This is a genomic window from Pantoea sp. Cy-639 (assembly GCF_011752525.1).
Lineage (GTDB): Bacteria > Pseudomonadota > Gammaproteobacteria > Pseudomonadales > Pseudomonadaceae > Aquipseudomonas.
The window spans coordinates 164336-179536 of record NZ_VWXI01000009.1; the positions used below are offsets into that span (position 1 = coordinate 164336).

13 protein-coding genes and 2 tRNA genes are annotated in these 15201 nt (G+C 65.8%); 8 read left to right on the plus strand and 7 right to left on the minus strand.

Translation table 11 applies throughout. The annotated features are described in order from the left end of the window. Positions 1–6: 6 nt before the first annotated feature. The 3 genes from rlmB to F3J43_RS13430 are packed head-to-tail and all read right to left on the minus strand — an operon-like array spanning position 7 to position 3499. On the minus strand, positions 7–753 hold the full coding sequence (gene rlmB / locus F3J43_RS13420) for a 23S rRNA (guanosine(2251)-2'-O)-methyltransferase RlmB (protein WP_166886911.1): 747 nt from the start codon (positions 751–753) through the stop codon (positions 7–9). Further along, positions 750–3326, minus strand: a complete 2577-nt coding sequence (gene rnr, locus F3J43_RS13425) for a ribonuclease R (protein WP_166886914.1) — start codon at positions 3324–3326, stop codon at positions 750–752. Before rnr ends, rlmB begins: the two co-directional genes overlap by 4 nt. After that, the gene (locus F3J43_RS13430; protein ID WP_166886917.1) at positions 3326–3499 is read right to left on the minus strand and encodes a hypothetical protein; all 174 of its coding nucleotides are present in this window, start codon (positions 3497–3499) and stop codon (positions 3326–3328) included. The genes rnr and F3J43_RS13430 overlap by 1 nt, the downstream gene beginning before the upstream one ends. 98 nt (positions 3500–3597) lie before the next feature. Between F3J43_RS13430 and F3J43_RS13435 the strand changes: the two genes are divergently transcribed. From F3J43_RS13435 to F3J43_RS13450, 4 genes are all read left to right on the plus strand, one after another. After that, positions 3598–3684: transfer RNA gene (locus tag F3J43_RS13435), tRNA-Leu, on the plus strand. 87 nt (positions 3685–3771) lie between these two features. Next, positions 3772–3858, plus strand: a tRNA-Leu gene (locus F3J43_RS13440). A 203-nt stretch (positions 3859–4061) separates the two neighbouring features. Beyond that, positions 4062–5075, plus strand: coding sequence for an extracellular solute-binding protein (locus F3J43_RS13445; protein WP_166886920.1), 1014 nt, complete (start codon positions 4062–4064; stop codon positions 5073–5075). Further along, positions 5075–6640, plus strand: a complete 1566-nt coding sequence (locus F3J43_RS13450; RefSeq protein ID WP_166886923.1) for an ABC transporter permease — start codon at positions 5075–5077, stop codon at positions 6638–6640. Before F3J43_RS13445 ends, F3J43_RS13450 begins: the two co-directional genes overlap by 1 nt. 19 nt (positions 6641–6659) lie before the next feature. Here the strand turns inward: F3J43_RS13450 and F3J43_RS13455 are convergent, their stop codons facing one another. Then, the gene (locus F3J43_RS13455) at positions 6660–6959 is read right to left on the minus strand and encodes a hypothetical protein (protein WP_166886926.1); all 300 of its coding nucleotides are present in this window, start codon (positions 6957–6959) and stop codon (positions 6660–6662) included. 508 nt (positions 6960–7467) lie between these two features. Here F3J43_RS13455 and F3J43_RS13460 point away from each other — a divergent pair. Then, positions 7468–7983: a GNAT family N-acetyltransferase gene (locus F3J43_RS13460; RefSeq protein ID WP_166886929.1), complete on the plus strand. Its 516-nt coding sequence runs from the start codon at positions 7468–7470 to the stop codon at positions 7981–7983. A gap of 26 nt (positions 7984–8009) precedes the next feature. Here F3J43_RS13460 and F3J43_RS13465 read toward each other — a convergent pair whose 3' ends face one another. The 3 genes from F3J43_RS13465 to F3J43_RS13475 are packed head-to-tail and all read right to left on the minus strand — an operon-like array spanning position 8010 to position 11701. Continuing rightward, entirely contained in the window at positions 8010–9206 is a 1197-nt protein-coding gene (locus tag F3J43_RS13465) for an SGNH/GDSL hydrolase family protein (RefSeq protein ID WP_166886932.1), read from the minus strand. Position 9207: 1 nt separating this feature from the next. Continuing rightward, on the minus strand, positions 9208–10311 hold the full coding sequence (locus F3J43_RS13470; RefSeq protein WP_205297840.1) for an SGNH/GDSL hydrolase family protein: 1104 nt from the start codon (positions 10309–10311) through the stop codon (positions 9208–9210). After that, complete coding sequence (locus F3J43_RS13475; protein WP_166886935.1) at positions 10298–11701, minus strand: MBOAT family O-acyltransferase; 1404 nt, start codon at positions 11699–11701, stop codon at positions 10298–10300. Before F3J43_RS13475 ends, F3J43_RS13470 begins: the two co-directional genes overlap by 14 nt. A gap of 232 nt (positions 11702–11933) precedes the next feature. Here F3J43_RS13475 and F3J43_RS13480 point away from each other — a divergent pair, with 232 nt between their 5' ends. The 3 genes from F3J43_RS13480 (at position 11934) to dxs (ending at position 15190) form a co-directional block, all read left to right on the plus strand. Then, complete coding sequence (locus F3J43_RS13480; protein WP_166886938.1) at positions 11934–12176, plus strand: exodeoxyribonuclease VII small subunit; 243 nt, start codon at positions 11934–11936, stop codon at positions 12174–12176. Further along, positions 12173–13060 (plus strand): polyprenyl synthetase family protein, encoded by an 888-nt coding sequence (locus tag F3J43_RS13485; RefSeq protein WP_166886941.1) that lies wholly within the window; start codon positions 12173–12175, stop codon positions 13058–13060. The genes F3J43_RS13480 and F3J43_RS13485 overlap by 4 nt, the downstream gene beginning before the upstream one ends. Before the next feature lie 234 nt (positions 13061–13294). Then, positions 13295–15190, plus strand: a complete 1896-nt coding sequence (dxs, locus tag F3J43_RS13490) for a 1-deoxy-D-xylulose-5-phosphate synthase (RefSeq protein WP_166886944.1) — start codon at positions 13295–13297, stop codon at positions 15188–15190. Positions 15191–15201: the final 11 nt, after the last annotated feature.

Here is a 15201-nt window from a genome sequence, read left to right on the forward strand (position 1 = left end):
GTCAGATCAGCGCTTGGCCTGGCGCTGGCGCACCGCTTCGAACAGGCACACCCCGGTCGCCACCGAGACGTTCAGGCTGCTGACGCTGCCGGCCATCGGCAACTTGACCAGGAAGTCGCAGTGCTCACGGGTCAGCCGGCGCATGCCTTTGCCTTCGGCGCCCATGATCATCACCAGCGGACCGGTCAGGTCCTGCTGGTAGATTTCCTGCTCGGCCTCGCCGGCAGTGCCCACCACCCACAGCCCGCGCTGCTGGAGCTTCTCCAGGGTGCGCGCCAGGTTGGTCACGGCCACCAGCGGCATCACCTCGGCGGCGCCGCAGGCCACCTTGCGCACGACGCCCGTCAGGGTGGCCGACTTGTCCTTGGGGATCACCACTGCCGTGGCGCCGGCGGCATCGGCGGTGCGCAGGCAAGCGCCGAGGTTATGCGGGTCGGTGACCCCGTCGAGCACCAGGATCAACGGTGGCGTCTCGCTACGCTCGAGCAGCTCGTCGAGCATCGCCTCGCCCCATACCTGGCTCGGGCTCACCTCGGCGACGACGCCCTGGTGCACACCCTCGACCCAGGCGTCGAGCTCACGGCGTTCGGCCTGGCCGACCTGGACGCGGTTCTGCGCGGCCAGCTCCAGCAGGGCCTGGATACGCGGCTCACTGCGCCCTTCGGACAGCCAGATCTGCTTGACCCGCTTGGGGTGATGCTGCAGCAGCGCCTGGACGGCGTGCACGCCGTAGATCTTTTCCAGCTGACTCATGACTTGTTCTTGCCTTTACGTGGCGCGCCGGACTTCGACGGCCCCTTGCGATGCTTGGTCTTGCCCGACGCCTTGGCGCCCTTCTCCGGCTTGCTGCCTGCGTGACGCGCCTCGCCCATCAGGGCCTTCTTCATCTCGCGGCTCTTGCGCACCTCGGCATTGCGCTGCACGGCATCCTTGGGGAAGTACGCCTCGGAGGTCTCGCTCTTGCGGCTACGCGGCTTCGGCGAGATCTTCGCCTCGACGGCCGGGGCCGGCTCGGCCACCGGCGCTGCCTTGGCAGCACCAGCAGCAGCGGCTGACTTGCGGCCGACCGGAGCATTGACGGTCGCAGCCGACATCTCGAAGTCGATCTTGCGCTGCTCGAGGTCGACGCGCATGACCTTGACCTCCACCGTGTCGCCCAGGCGGAAGCTGCGACCGCTGCGCTCGCCGGACAGGCGATGATGCACAGGATCGAAGTGGTAGTAGTCGCCCGGCAGGGCGCTGACGTGCACCAGGCCTTCGACATAGATGTCGGTCAGCTCGATGAACAGGCCGAAACCGGTCACCGCGGTGATCACGCCCGGGAAGGTCTCGCCGACGCGATCGCGCATGTACTCGCACTTGAGCCAGTTGACCACGTCGCGCGTGGCCTCGTCGGCGCGGCGCTCGGTCATCGAGCACTGCTCGCCCATCTGCTCGAGGCCGTTCTCGTCGTACGGGTAGATACGCGCCTTGGGAATGCTCATGGCACCGGCACGCTTGACGTGCGGAGTGTCGACCTTGGAGCGGATCACGCTGCGGATCGCACGGTGCACCAGCAGGTCCGGGTAGCGGCGGATCGGCGAGGTGAAGTGGGTGTAGGCCTCGTAGTTCAGACCGAAGTGGCCGTTGTTCTCGACGCTGTACACCGCCTGGCTCAGGGAACGCAGCATGACGGTCTGGATCAGGTGGAAGTCCGGGCGCCCGGCGATGCTCGCCAGCAGCTGCTGGTAGTCCTTCGGCGACGGATCCTTGCCCTTGTGCAGGGTCAGGCCCAGCTCGCCGAGGAAGGCGCGCAGCTTCTCCAGGCGCTCCGGCGGCGGACCGTCGTGAACCCGGTACAGGGCCGGCACATTGTGCTTCTGCAGGAACTCGGCGGTGGCGACGTTGGCCGCGAGCATGCACTCTTCGATCAGCTTGTGGGCATCGTTACGCACGGTCGGACGAATTTCGTCGATCTTGCGGTCATCGCCGAAGATGATCCGGGTTTCCTGGGTCTCGAAATCGATCGCGCCACGGGTGTGACGGGCCGCCACCAGCGCCTTGTACAGCGCATAGAGGTGCTTGAGGTCCGGCACCACCGCGCTGTACTCCTCGCGCAGGGCCTTGCCTTCACGGGTGCGGGCATGCTCGAGCATGCTGCTGACCTTGTTGTAGGTCAGGCGCGCGTGGGAGTGGATGACGCCTTCGTAGAACTGGTAGTCGACCATCTGGCCGGCCTTGTTGATGGTCATCTCGCAGACCATGGCCAGGCGATCGACGTGCGGGTTCAGCGAGCACAGGCCGTTGGACAGTTCCTCTGGCAGCATCGGGATCACCCGCTCGGGGAAGTACACCGAGTTGCCGCGCTGCTGGGCCTCGACGTCCAGGGCCGAGCCCAGGCGTACATAGCTGGACACGTCGGCGATCGCCACATAGAGGCGCCAGCCGCCGGAGAACAGGCGCAGCTTGCCCAGTGGCTCGCAATAGACGGCGTCGTCGAAGTCGCGGGCGTCCTCGCCGTCGATGGTGACGAACGGCAGGTGGCGCAGGTCGATGCGCTTCTCCTTGTCCTTCTCCTCGACTTCGGAGCGGAACTTGCGCGCTTCCTTGATCACGTCCTTCGGCCAGACATGCGGGATGTCGTAGCTGCGCAGGGCGATGTCGATCTCCATGCCCGGGGCCATGTAGTTGCCGATCACCTCGACCACGTCACCCTGCGGCTGGAAGCGCGGAGTGGGCCAATGGGTGATCTTGATCGAGACGAACTGGCCGATCTTGGCGCCGCCGTTGCGACCGGCGGTGACCAGCACTTCCTGCTGGATCTTCGGGTTGTCCGGCGTCACATAGCCGATGCCGCCTTCTTCGAAGTAGCGGCCGACCACGCTCTCGTGGGCGCGGGAAATGACCTCGACCAGCACGCCTTCACGGCGGCCACGGCGGTCGACCCCGGAAACCCGGGCCAGGCCGCGGTCGCCGTCGAATACCAGGCGCATCTGCGCCGGGCTGAGGAACAGGTCCTCGCTGCCATCGTCGGGAATCAGGAAGCCGAAGCCGTCGCGGTGGCCGGAGACACGGCCGCAGATCAGGTCGAGCTTGTCCACCGGGGCATAGGTGCCGCGCCGGGTATAGATAAGCTGACCGTCACGCTCCATGGCACGCAGGCGGCGACGCAGGGCCTCGATCTGGTCTTCTTCATAAAGACCGAATTCTTCAGCCAGCTGTTCGCGAGCAGCCGGCTCGCCACGGTCGGCAAGGCGCTGCAGGATCAGCTCACGGCTGGGGATAGGATTCTCGTATTTTTCCGCTTCGCGAGCGGCCTCGGGATCGAGGGATTGCCAATCGGCCATCAGAAGGGGTTCACCTTGGTGTATATAGAGAGGAATTCTGACATAGGCGTATTGAAACCGGAAATCTCAGCCTTGGACAGCCCCGCCACGGTGTCCGGCGAGCGGTAATAGGCCAGCGGAATCAACAAGTTGAATTTTTTGAAATTTTTTTCGATCGGGGGCTTTACAGCCATCAGGAGCGTCCGTATAGTGCGCACCACAACGACGGACAACCCCGAAGTTGTAGTAGAGATGAACGACGCTGTAAAGCATCTTGTAATCTCGAATGTGTGCCCAGGTGGCGGAATTGGTAGACGCGCTGGTTTCAGGTATCAGTGGCTTAACGGCCGTGGAAGTTCGAGTCTTCTCCTGGGCACCAAATTTTTCAAGTAATAGATGACCAAGGATCTGTTACTACTGTGTGAAAGCGAACGATAGTCGCCTTCATCAGATGATGCAAAGCTTTGCCCAGGTGGCGGAATTGGTAGACGCGCTGGTTTCAGGTATCAGTGACTTAACGGTCGTGGAAGTTCGAGTCTTCTCCTGGGCACCATACAAAAACCCACTAGCTTGCTAGTGGGTTTTTTCTTGCCTGCGTTTTTTCAGCCCCCGCCTCCCGCAGGAGCGGCCTTGCATCGCGAAAGGCCGGGGCCGCTCCTGCAAAGCCCATGAATTTCCCGCCTCACGCCCCATTTGAGAAACGATTTCGTTTACCATTGTTTCCAAATATGTAGCCGTAAGCGAGGAAATACCCGCATGACGATCCGCCCGCAAGCGCTGATACGCACCCTGGCCGCTGCCCTGCTGAGCCTGGTGATCGGCGTTCCGACCGCTCTGGCAGACGATCCCGTCACGTTGACGATGTACAACGGCCAGCACAAGGAAATCGGCGAAGCCATCGCCAAGGCCTACGAGGCCAAGACCGGCATCCATATCAATATCCGCAAGGGCAGCAGCAACCAGCTGGCCAGCCAGATCATCGAGGAAGGCGCACGCTCGCCGGCCGACATCATCTACACCGAAGAATCCCCGCCACTGAACAACCTGGGCGAGCTGGGCCTGCTGGCCAAGATCGACGACGCCACGCTGAACATGCTGCCCAAGGAATATGTAGGCGCCAACGGCACCTGGATGGGCGTCACCGCCCGCACCCGCGTCGTGGTGTACAACCCGAAGAAGGTCGACGAGAAAGACCTGCCGACCACGGTGATGGACTTCGCCGACCCCGAGTGGGAAGGCCGCGTCGGCTATGTGCCCACCAGCGGCGCGTTCCAGGAACAGGCCGTGGCCATCCTCAAGCTGCATGGCCGTGAAGCCACCGAAGAATGGCTGACCGGCCTGAAAGCCTTCGGCAAGACCTACACCAACAACATGGTCGCCCTGAAGGCCGTGGAGAAAGGCGAAGTCGCCGCGGTGCTGGTGAACAACTACTACTGGTACGCCCTGGAGCGCGAGCGCGGCAAGCTCGACTCCAAGCTGTACTACCTCGCCGATGGCGACGCCGGCAACCTGGTGACCATCTCCGGCGCCGCCGCAGTCAAGGCCAGCAAGCATCCGAAAGAGGCCCAGGCCCTGCTCAACTGGATGGCCAGCGAAGAAGGCCAGCGCGTGATCACCCAGACCACCGCTGAATACCCGCTGCACAAGGGCATGGTTTCCGATCGCGGCCTCAAGCCGTTCGAAGACCTGCGCCCACCGAAGATCTCGCCGGCCGACCTGGGCAACGCCGAGGAAGCCATCGAACTCGAGCGTGAGGTTGGCCTGCTCTGATGACCGCCGCCCTGCCCTCGCCCGCGCTGACGCGCTTCGTACCCAAGCGCAGGCGCCCGTCCATCTGGGTGGTGCTGCCGGTATTGTTCCTGGTAGCGATGAGCCTGCTGCCCCTGGCCTACGTCGGGCTCAAGGCCTGGGACGCCGGCTGGCACGAGGCCCTGCGTCTGCTCTGGCGTCCGTTCGTCTGGGGACTGCTGCGCAATACCCTGCTGCTGATGGTCGGCGTTACCGTGCTGTGCCTGGTGGTCGGCGTGGCCCTGGCCTGGCTGCTGGAGCGCAGCGACCTGCCGGGTCGCCGCCTGTGGGGCGTGGTGCTGTGCCTGCCGTTCGCCGTGCCGTCGTTCGTCAGCAGTTTCACCTGGGTGTCGCTGAGCTCGGACTTCGAAGGGCTGGGCGGGGCGATCCTGGTCATGGCGCTGTCCAAGTACCCGCTGGTGTTCCTGCCGGTGGCCGCGACCCTGCGCAACCTCGACACCGCGCTCGAGGAGTCGGCGCGCACCCTGGGCTGTAGCCGCTGGAGCGTGTTCACCAGGATCACCCTGCCCCTGCTGTGGCCGTCGATGCTCGGCGGCGCGCTGCTGATCGCCCTGCACATGCTGGTGGAGTTCGGCGCCCTGTCGATCCTTGGCCTGCAGACCTTCACCACGGCGATCTACCAGCAATTCGAGCTGGAGTTCAGCAACGCCAACGCCGCCATGCTCTCGGCAGTGCTGCTGGTGCTGTGCCTGGCGATGCTGTGGCTGGAACTGCGGGTACGCGGCAAGGCCCGTCATGTGCGCATCGGCCAGGGCGTGGCACGTCGCGCAGCGCCCGTGCGCCTGCGCGCCTGGATGCCGCTGGGGCAACTGTTCTGCCTGGCGCTGGCGGTGCTGGGCAGCGGAATTCCCCTGGCGATGCTCGGCTACTGGTTGAGTGTCGGCTCATCGGCGGCCTTCCCGGTCGCGGCCATTGGCAAGGCGCTGTTCACCTCGCTGTCGGTGTCGCTGGGCGGCGCCGGCTTCTGCGTCCTGCTGGCGCTGCCGATCAGCTTCCTGGTGGTGCGCTACAAGGGCCGCCTGGCGATCTGGGCCGAGCGCCTGCCGTACCTGCTGCATGCCCTGCCTGGCCTGGTGATCGCCCTGACCCTGGTGTTCTTCGCCCTGCACTACGTGCCGGCGCTGTACCAGACCACCGCCTTGCTGATCCTGGCCTATGCCCTGCTGTTCCTGCCCCTGGCCCAGTCCCCGGTGCGCACGGCGCTGAACAAGGCCTCGCCGACCCTCGAAGAAGCAGCACGGACCTTGGGGGCCAGCAGCTTCGCAGCGTTCTGCCGGGTCACCCTGCCGATCATCTTCCCGGCGATGGCGGCGGCATTTGCCCTGGTGTTCCTGGATGCGATGAAGGAGCTGACCGCGACCTTGCTGCTCAGCCCGACAGGGATGACCACGCTGGCCACCGAAGTGTGGGCACACACCGCCAACGTCGAGTTCGCGGCGGCGGCGCCCTATGCCGCATTGCTGATCGTGGTGTCAGGGTTGCCGGTGTACCTGCTGACCACCCGGATGTACCTGAACAAGGCGTAAAGACCTGCGACGGGAGCCGCTAACCCTGCTCCAGCCCCTCGAGCACTGCCTCAGCCAGCGCCAGGCCTTTCTCCAGCGAGTTCTCCGTCGCCGTCAGCAAGCTGCGCAACGGTTCCCCCGCCTGCTCCAGCGCCGTGGCATTGGTCTCGTAGGCCGCCTTCAACGCCGCCACGGCACACACCAGCGCATCCTCGCTATCGACCCCCGCATGCACCGAAAGCATCGGGGCGTGGGCGTGATTGCAGGTGCCGAAATGGGAACTGGCGGTGACGGGACGGGATAGGCGGGACGCGGGGTTGACCAGCGATTCCTGGCTCATGGCTGCACCTCTCGATGAAAGGTGGCGGTATCCATCAATGCGAAGGGTGGATCTGGAACGATCTTCTTGAGCATGGTGCATCTCCTTGCTGCTCTCTCTTTGAAAAGCCCCGCGCCCATACGCCAAGATGGGTGGACGAAGCCGTGCGGGTTGGCGTGCCGGCAGAGAGAACCGGTGAGCCCGAAGGCTCCCACACACGGCCCGCCCATAACGGGTGCAGCCATGCAGAACACCGCCGCCAGGTGCGTCAGTGCTCGATCTCTCTGAATACGGGACGCCAATCCCGAACCGCAGAATCTACTGCGGTGCGGCACGGTACTCAAGTAACCGGGGTGTGTCAAAATGTTCGCCGACAGCGCCCGCAAACAGTGCACTTTCCCAGGCTGACGCACCGCTTCGACGCACAATCCGTCCAGCCCCTGGCCTGACCACGTGCCCCCAGCCCGGCACGCGCCTTGCTTCTGCAATGGGCACACGCTTGAACCCTCCCACCCTGCGAGATCGCCCCATGAGTCACCCACTCCGCGACGCCCTGCCCAACGACCTGCCGGGCATCCTCGACATCTACAACGACGCCGTGCGCAACACCACGGCGATCTGGAACGAAACCCCGGTGAACCTGGCCAACCGCCAGGCGTGGTTCGCAGCGCGCCAACAGCAGGGCTATCCGATCCTGGTGGCAGTGGATGAGACCGGCGTGCTGGGCTACGCCTCGTTCGGCGACTGGCGGCCGTTCGAGGGCTTCCGGCATACCGTCGAGCACTCGGTCTATATCCGCGGCGACCAGCGCGGCAAGGGCCTGGGACCACTGCTGATGACCGCGCTGATCGAGCGGGCGCGGGACTGCGGCAAGCATGTGATGGTCGCGGCCATCGAGAGCGGCAACGCAGCGTCGGTACGCCTGCACGAGCGACTGGGGTTCGTGGTGACCGGGCAGATGCCGCAGGTGGGGGTGAAGTTCGGACGCTGGCTGGACCTGACCTTCATGCAACGGGTGCTGACCCCGGATGCCAAGCCGGTCTGAGCACATTTCGCCAGCCAGGCTGGCGCCTAGGGGCGCAGGCCCAGCGGCCCCTTGAGGAACTCATACAGCCCCGTCGCGCTCTTGCGATAGCCATCTGCGGTCAGGTGCACCAGGTCAGGCCGCGCCAGCCCACTGGCCTGCCAGCCGGCGATCGCGCAAGGGCCGCCCATGAACGCTTGCCAGTCCCAGAACAGCGCCTTGTGCTTCTGCGCCATCTGCTTCTGCAGGCGAATCACCGAGGCCAACGGTTGCGGCTGGCGTGCCGCGCAGCTGCGGGCCTTGCGTTGCTTGATCGAGTCCGGCGGGCCAACCAGCAGGATCACCGCCTGGGGCAGCGTCTGGCGTAGCCTGGTCAAGGTCGTGTCCAGCTGGGCCCGGTACAGCGCCAGGTCGAGCGTGTCATCGAACGCTTCGTTGGTGCCGTAGGCCAGGATCACCAGGTCCGGGCGCACCGCCTTGAGACTGTCCAGCCAGCCAGGCTGCCACTTGTCCACCACCTCGAGGCGGGCACCGTTGATCCCCAGTGTCGAGTAGGTCACCCCGGTATTCTTCTGCCCCTGGACATACCAGCCCCCGAGCGCGACCCCAGCGCCCCCTTCCACGCTCAACTGCACGGGCAAGCCGAGGTTGGCCAATGCCGGGCTGAAGCGCCATTGACCCGCGCTCGCCGGCAACATTCGCCGCTGCCCGCCACTGGCCAGCAGGGTGGCGTTGCCACTGGACTGGTAGAGCGCCGAGATCTTGTAGCGCTGGCGGTCTTCGTCGCGCGCCTGGAGCAGCACGCTGGAGCGGCTGGCCTGGGGCAACGACAGGTAGCCGCCCAGCGGGAAGCGGTCACTGCGCTGGTTGCGCGCCGACACCAGCTCCCACTGGCGCTTCTCGCTCTTGATGATCACCCGGTCATGACGAATCCCCGGTACCGGCGAGGCGGGCACCAGGCCGATGCCGCCGTCACCGTAGCGCGCCTGCAACAGGCGGCGCAGCTCACCACTGAACAGGTCGGCGGCGGTGTGCGAGTCGCCCAGCTGGACGATCGATACCGGCGCACGTCCGGCGTTGCGCAGCTTGCCGGCCAGCAACGCCAGGTTGCCGTCCTGCCGGGTGGCCGGCGCAGCCACAGGGCGCTTGGCCGGGGGGATCGCCGCGCTGGTGGCGCCGGTGCTACAACCGGGCATTACGCTGATCAGCAGGGCCAGGCCCAGCAGGTGATGCCATTGGCGCATCTCAATGTCCTGTAACGGTCAGGCCCGGGAAGCTGATCAGCGACAGCACCTGCGCGGCGATCATCTTCTGGCCCGTGATGGTGAAATGGATGCCGTCGTCGACCCGGACCTTGACCCGCTTGCCCTCCGGCGTCGCCACCGTGTACGAGAACGCCTCGTCGGTATAGCCGAGAATCGGGTTGGCCGAAACGTAATGCTGGCCGAACTGTGCCGTCTGCTGCTGGTACAGCCCGCTCAGGTAGTCCATGGCCGTGGAAAGCCTGGCCTTCTCCATGTTCGGTGGCCCGACCCAGAGCACCTGGACCCGGTGGCGGCGCGCCTGCTCGAGGAGCATGTCGATACGCGCCCGGTACGCGGCCTCCCACTCTGGCGACTTGAAGCGCAGGAACGGCTTGCCCTTGCCCTGGGGCATGTCCCAGGGATCGTTGGGGCCGAGGAACACCACCATCAGGCGAATGTCCGGCTCGTGCTCGAGCGTCTCGGCGACAGTCCTCGGCCAGTTGAAGAAGCCCGGATAGGCCAGGCCGGTGCTCTGCCGGCTGAGGTTGACGGTACGGACCTGATAACGCTTGCGCAGGCTGTTGGCCAGGTGCGGCGCGACCCCTTGCATCAGCGAATCGCCTACCAGGAACACCGCATCGCCCGACGCCAGCGTCAGCTTCGCGTCCGCCTCGACTGGCGGCGGGGTGGCGACAGGGACCGATACGGGCATGGCGGCAGGCGTGGGCGCCAGCGGCGTCTCAGCCGGTTCGCGAGAGGCGTCCATGGGCCTGGCCAGCGCTGCCGGCGTCTCCAGATTGACCGTGACCACCGGCACCGGTGCTGGCAACTCCTCCGGCACGGGCAATGCGGCCGGATACAAGCGCGCGAGCAGATCATCGCGGCCGCTCTCGAGCCCTGCGGTCAACTGTGCCCCGAAACGCCAGGCCGGTTGCTGACCGAGCAACGGAATCTCGCAGCTCTGGTGATACTTCTGCTGGCAATAGAGCCTGATCGAGTCCTGGTTGAGCCAGAACAGCAGGACGGTCGCGATCACGATCGCGTAGAGGGCGCGGAGCGCGCCCATCTGCACCCGAAACAGTTGCCCGCTGTCAGAAACTTGCATAGATGAACCCCGGCACGCCCGACTGCGAAGCGAAGATCACCAGCGACATGCCGATCCCCAGCGGAACCGGATACAGCGGCCAGGGCAAGCGCTGGAACAGTCCGCCGGCCTGTCGCAGCAATGCCAGCCACTGTGGATAACTCGCCACCAGCAGCACGCAGGCCAGCAGCATCAGGCCGGTCGCGCTGTCCAGGCCGGCCAGGCTGACCGCGGCGATGTCATCGAGCATTTCGAGGGCGCCGTCGAGGGTCGGGTTGCGGAAGAAGATCCAGGCGAAGGCCACGTAGTGGAACGTCATCAACCGGGCCAGCAAGCCGGCCCCCGGCATCCGCGCGAAGCCCGGCACTAGCTGGGCGAACAGCTTGGAGACGGCCAGCCCCACACCGTGCAACGCCCCCCAGACGATGAAGTTCAGGCTGGCGCCATGCCACAGGCCGGAGACCAGCATCGCCAGCAGCATGTTCAGGTTGCCGCGCCAGGCACCGTGGCGGTTGCCCCCCAGCGGGATATAGACGTAGTCGCGGATGAAGCGCGACAGGCTGATATGCCAGCGCCCCCAGAAGTCCTTGAGGTTGCGCGCGGCATAGGGCGCATCGAAGTTGTCCGGCAGGCGAAAGCCCAGCAACAGGGCGATGCCAGTCACCAGGTTGGTGTAGCCGCTGAAGTTGAAGTAGATGAGGAAGCTGTAGCCGTACACGCTCAGCAGCACCGCTTCAGGGCTATGGCTGCCGGGCGTGTCGAACACCGGGTCGACCCATTCGCTGCCCAGCCAGGCGCTGAAGAAGAACAGCTTGATCACGGCCAGGGCGATCAGCCCCAGTGCCCGCTGTGGCTCCAGCACCTGGCGCATCGCCTCGGGGCGGATCTGCGCCAGCAGGTGCGGCGCACGGTTGACCGGGCCGGCCACCAGGCTGGGGAAGAAGGCCAGGTACAGCGCCAGGTCCAGGGGCGTGGCCGGCGCCAGCTCGCGGCGGTTGATCGACACCAGGTAGCTGACCGAATGGAAGGTGTAGAACGACAGCCCGATCGGCACCAGCACTTCCAGCAGCGGCAGCGACACGTCGAACCCGGCGCTGGCCAGCGCCACCTGCACGGCGCCGGTGAAGAACTCCTGGTACTTGAACAGGTAGAAGCAGCCCAGCACCAGGGCCAGCAGCAGTACCCGGCCGAACCAGCGACCGGGATGGCGCGCCAGCAGCAGTCCGAGCAGATACACCAGGGCGCTGTAGCCAAGCAGGATGTACAGCGATTGCAGGCTGAAACTGGCCACCAGGCCATAGCTGGCCGCCAGCAGCAGGACATTCTGCAACCGAGTGCTCCAGCACAAGCTCCAGTAGAGGGTGAAGAACAGCGTGAAACAGAGGCCGAATTCGATCGAGAGAAAGCTCACAACGTAGTCCGTTACGTGACATCGAGAGAAAAGTCCGCTGGCCTTCGGGCCAGGGCGCGCGGATTATGGCAGAGGGCCCTACCCCTCACAATCCGACTGCGTCGCAGAATGCAAGGCCGTTCCAGACGGGCAAGTGCAACAAGATGCGACGAACGATAGTGCCTGGCAATTTGCTCCCCCTGCCCTGCTCTGCTAGTGTCGCGCCGTTCTGAACACCACCGAGACAGTCGCCATGGCCCGCAAAAAAGCCTCCATCGATTTCGAACAATCCCTCGCCGACCTGCAAGCCCTGGTCGAACGCCTGGAGAACGGCGAACTGTCGCTGGAAGACTCGCTGGCCGCCTTCGAGCAAGGCATCGCCCTGACCCGCGACTGCCAGGGCGCCCTGGCCCAGGCCGAACAGAAGGTGCAGATCCTGCTGGAGCGTGACGGCGAACTGGCTGCCCAGCCGTTCGACGCGGAGCCGCAAGCATGATCGCCGAGTACCAGGCCAGCGCCCAGGCGCGGGTCGACGCTGCGCTCGAGCCGCTGTTCCAGGCGCCGCTGAAGGAACTCGAACGCCTCTACGCCGCCATGCGCTACAGCGTGATGAACGGCGGCAAGCGAGTGCGTCCGCTGCTCGCCTATGCTGCCTGCCAGGCCCTCGGCGCCCCTGCCGAGCAGGCCAACGGCGCAGCCTGCGCGGTGGAACTGATCCACGCCTATTCGCTGGTGCACGACGACCTGCCGGCGATGGACGACGACGACCTGCGGCGTGGCCAGCCGACCACCCACAAGGCCTTCGACGAAGCCTGTGCCATCCTCGCCGGCGACGGCCTGCAGAGCCTGGCTTTCGCCGCCCTGCTCGACCCACAGTTGAGCCCGCAGGCCGACGGCGTGCGCCTGCAGATGGTCCAGGCCCTGAGCAAGGCCGCCGGCCCTGCCGGAATGGTCGGTGGCCAGGCCATCGACCTGGGCTCGGTGGGCATCAGGCTCGACCAGAAGGCCCTGGAACTGATGCACCGGCACAAGACCGGCGCGCTGATCGAAGCCAGCGTGCGCCTCGGCGCCCTGGCCAGCGCCCGCGCCGATCAGGCCCAGCTCGATGCCCTGCAGACTTATGCACAGGCCATCGGCCTGGCGTTTCAGGTGCAGGACGACATCCTCGACGTGGAAAGCGACACCGCCACCCTGGGCAAGCGCCAGGGCGCCGACATCGCCCGCGACAAACCGACCTATCCGGCGCTGCTCGGGCTGGAGGCGGCCAAGGCCTACGCGCTGGAACTGCGCGACCAGGCCCTTGCCGCGCTGGCCGGTTTCGACGATAACGCCGAACCGCTGCGCGCGCTGGCCCGCTACATCGTCGAGCGTCGCCACTGAGACCTGAGATAGACACTGCAGGAGCGGCCTCGTGCCGCGCAAGGGCCGCAAAGCGGCCCCGGCAATCTTCGTGTCAACGCTGAAATCCTGGGGCCTCCACGCAGCCCTTTCGCGGCACAAGCGCCTCCTACAGGATCCGTGTCGCATTGAGCTTCCTGCACACCCGTCCGAATGGGCAGCTTTTCCCACAATGGGGTAAACTGCCGCCTCTTCACACCTATAACGACTCGCCTGATGCCCACGACGTTTCAAGAGATCCCCCGCGAACGCCCGGTCACGCCGTTGCTGGACCGCGCCGACACGCCCGCTGGCCTGCGCCGGCTGGCCGAAGCCGACCTGGAGACCCTGGCCGACGAGCTGCGCCAGGAGCTGCTCTATACCGTTGGTCAGACCGGTGGGCATTTTGGTGCAGGCCTGGGCGTCATCGAGCTGACGATCGCCCTGCACTACGTCTTCGATACCCCGGATGACCGCCTGGTGTGGGACGTCGGCCACCAGGCCTACCCGCACAAGATCCTCACCGGGCGCCGCGACCGCATGCTCAGCCTGCGCCAGAAGGATGGCATCGCCGCCTTCCCGCGACGCAGCGAGAGCGAGTACGACACCTTCGGCGTCGGCCACTCCAGCACCTCAATCAGCGCCGCGCTGGGCATGGCCATCGCCGCCCGGCTGCAGAACGACCCGCGCAAGTCCATCGCCGTGATCGGCGACGGTGCGCTCACCGCCGGCATGGCCTTCGAGGCGTTGAACCACGCCCAGGAAGTCAACGCCGACATGCTGGTGATCCTCAACGACAACGACATGTCGATCTCGCGCAACGTCGGCGGCCTGTCCAACTACCTGGCCAAGATCCTCTCCAGCCGCACCTACGCCAGCATGCGCGAAGGCAGCAAGAAAGTGCTGTCGCGCCTGCCAGGGGCCTGGGAGATCGCCCGGCGCACCGAGGAATACGCCAAGGGCATGCTGGTCCCCGGCACCCTGTTCGAGGAACTGGGCTGGAACTACATCGGCCCGATCGACGGCCACGACCTGCCGACCTTGATCGCCACCCTGCGCAACATGCGCGACCTCAAGGGCCCGCAGTTCCTGCACGTGGTCACCAAGAAGGGCAAGGGCTTCGCCCCGGCCGAGATCGACCCGATCGGCTACCACGCCATCACCAAGCTGGAGCCGGCCGACAAGCCGGTGGCGCCGAAGAAGCCCAGCGGCCCGAAATACGCCTCGGTGTTCGGCCAGTGGCTGTGCGACATGGCCGCCGCCGACAAACGCCTGGTGGGCATCACCCCGGCGATGAAGGAAGGCTCGGACCTGATCGACTTCAGCGAACGCTACCCGGAGCGCTACTTCGACGTGGCCATCGCCGAACAGCACGCGGTGACCCTGGCCGCGGGCATGGCCTGCGAGGGCGCCAAGCCGGTGGTGGCGATCTACTCGACCTTCCTGCAACGCGCCTATGACCAGTTGATCCACGACGTGGCGGTGCAGGACCTGGACGTGCTGTTCGCCATCGACCGTGCCGGCCTGGTCGGCGAGGACGGCCCGACCCATGCCGGCGCCTACGATCTGTCCTACCTGCGCTGCATCCCCGGCATGCTGGTGATGACCCCGAGCGACGAGAACGAGCTGCGCAAGATGCTCAGCACCGGCTACCACTACAAAGGCCCGGCGGCGGTGCGCTACCCGCGTGGCACCGGCCCCAACGCACCGATCAGCGGCGACCTCGAGCCACTGGAGATCGGCAAGGGCGTGGTCCGCCGCCAGGGCAGCAAGGTCGCCCTGCTGGTGTTCGGCGTGCAACTGGCCGAAGCCCTGCAAGTGGCCGAGAAACTCGACGCCACCGTGGTCGACATGCGCTTCGTCAAGCCGCTCGACGAAGCCCTGCTGCTGGAAATCGCCGCGGGCCATGAGCTGCTGGTGACGATCGAAGAGAACGCCATCATGGGCGGTGCCGGCGCGGCCGTGGGCGAGTTCCTGGCCCGCGAGGCAGTGGTCAAGCCGCTGCTGCACCTGGGGCTGCCGGATATCTACGTCGAGCACGCCAAGCCGGCGCAGATGCTGGCGGAGTGCGGGCTGGATGCTGCCGGGATCGAAGCGTCGGTGACGGCGCGCCTGACCAAGCTCGGCCTGTAATCCCCTGTCGC

Bases quoted from the DNA above. Each gene is read 5' to 3' on its own strand.
- F3J43_RS13460 (WP_166886929.1), top strand. From the start codon at position 7,468: ATGAGTCACCCACTCCGCGACGCCCTGCCCAACGACCTGCCGGGCATC.
- F3J43_RS13480 (WP_166886938.1), top strand. From the start codon at position 11,934: ATGGCCCGCAAAAAAGCCTCCATCGATTTCGAACAATCCCTCGCCGAC.
- rlmB (WP_166886911.1), bottom strand. From the start codon at position 753: ATGAGTCAGCTGGAAAAGATCTACGGCGTGCACGCCGTCCAGGCGCTG.
- F3J43_RS13455 (WP_166886926.1), bottom strand. From the start codon at position 6,959: ATGAGCCAGGAATCGCTGGTCAACCCCGCGTCCCGCCTATCCCGTCCC.
- F3J43_RS13450 (WP_166886923.1), top strand. From the start codon at position 5,075: ATGACCGCCGCCCTGCCCTCGCCCGCGCTGACGCGCTTCGTACCCAAG.
- F3J43_RS13470 (WP_205297840.1), bottom strand. From the start codon at position 10,311: ATGCAAGTTTCTGACAGCGGGCAACTGTTTCGGGTGCAGATGGGCGCG.
- dxs (WP_166886944.1), top strand. From the start codon at position 13,295: ATGCCCACGACGTTTCAAGAGATCCCCCGCGAACGCCCGGTCACGCCG.
- F3J43_RS13485 (WP_166886941.1), top strand. From the start codon at position 12,173: ATGATCGCCGAGTACCAGGCCAGCGCCCAGGCGCGGGTCGACGCTGCG.
- F3J43_RS13465 (WP_166886932.1), bottom strand. From the start codon at position 9,206: ATGCGCCAATGGCATCACCTGCTGGGCCTGGCCCTGCTGATCAGCGTA.
- F3J43_RS13430 (WP_166886917.1), bottom strand. From the start codon at position 3,499: ATGGCTGTAAAGCCCCCGATCGAAAAAAATTTCAAAAAATTCAACTTG.
- F3J43_RS13445 (WP_166886920.1), top strand. From the start codon at position 4,062: ATGACGATCCGCCCGCAAGCGCTGATACGCACCCTGGCCGCTGCCCTG.
- rnr (WP_166886914.1), bottom strand. From the start codon at position 3,326: ATGGCCGATTGGCAATCCCTCGATCCCGAGGCCGCTCGCGAAGCGGAA.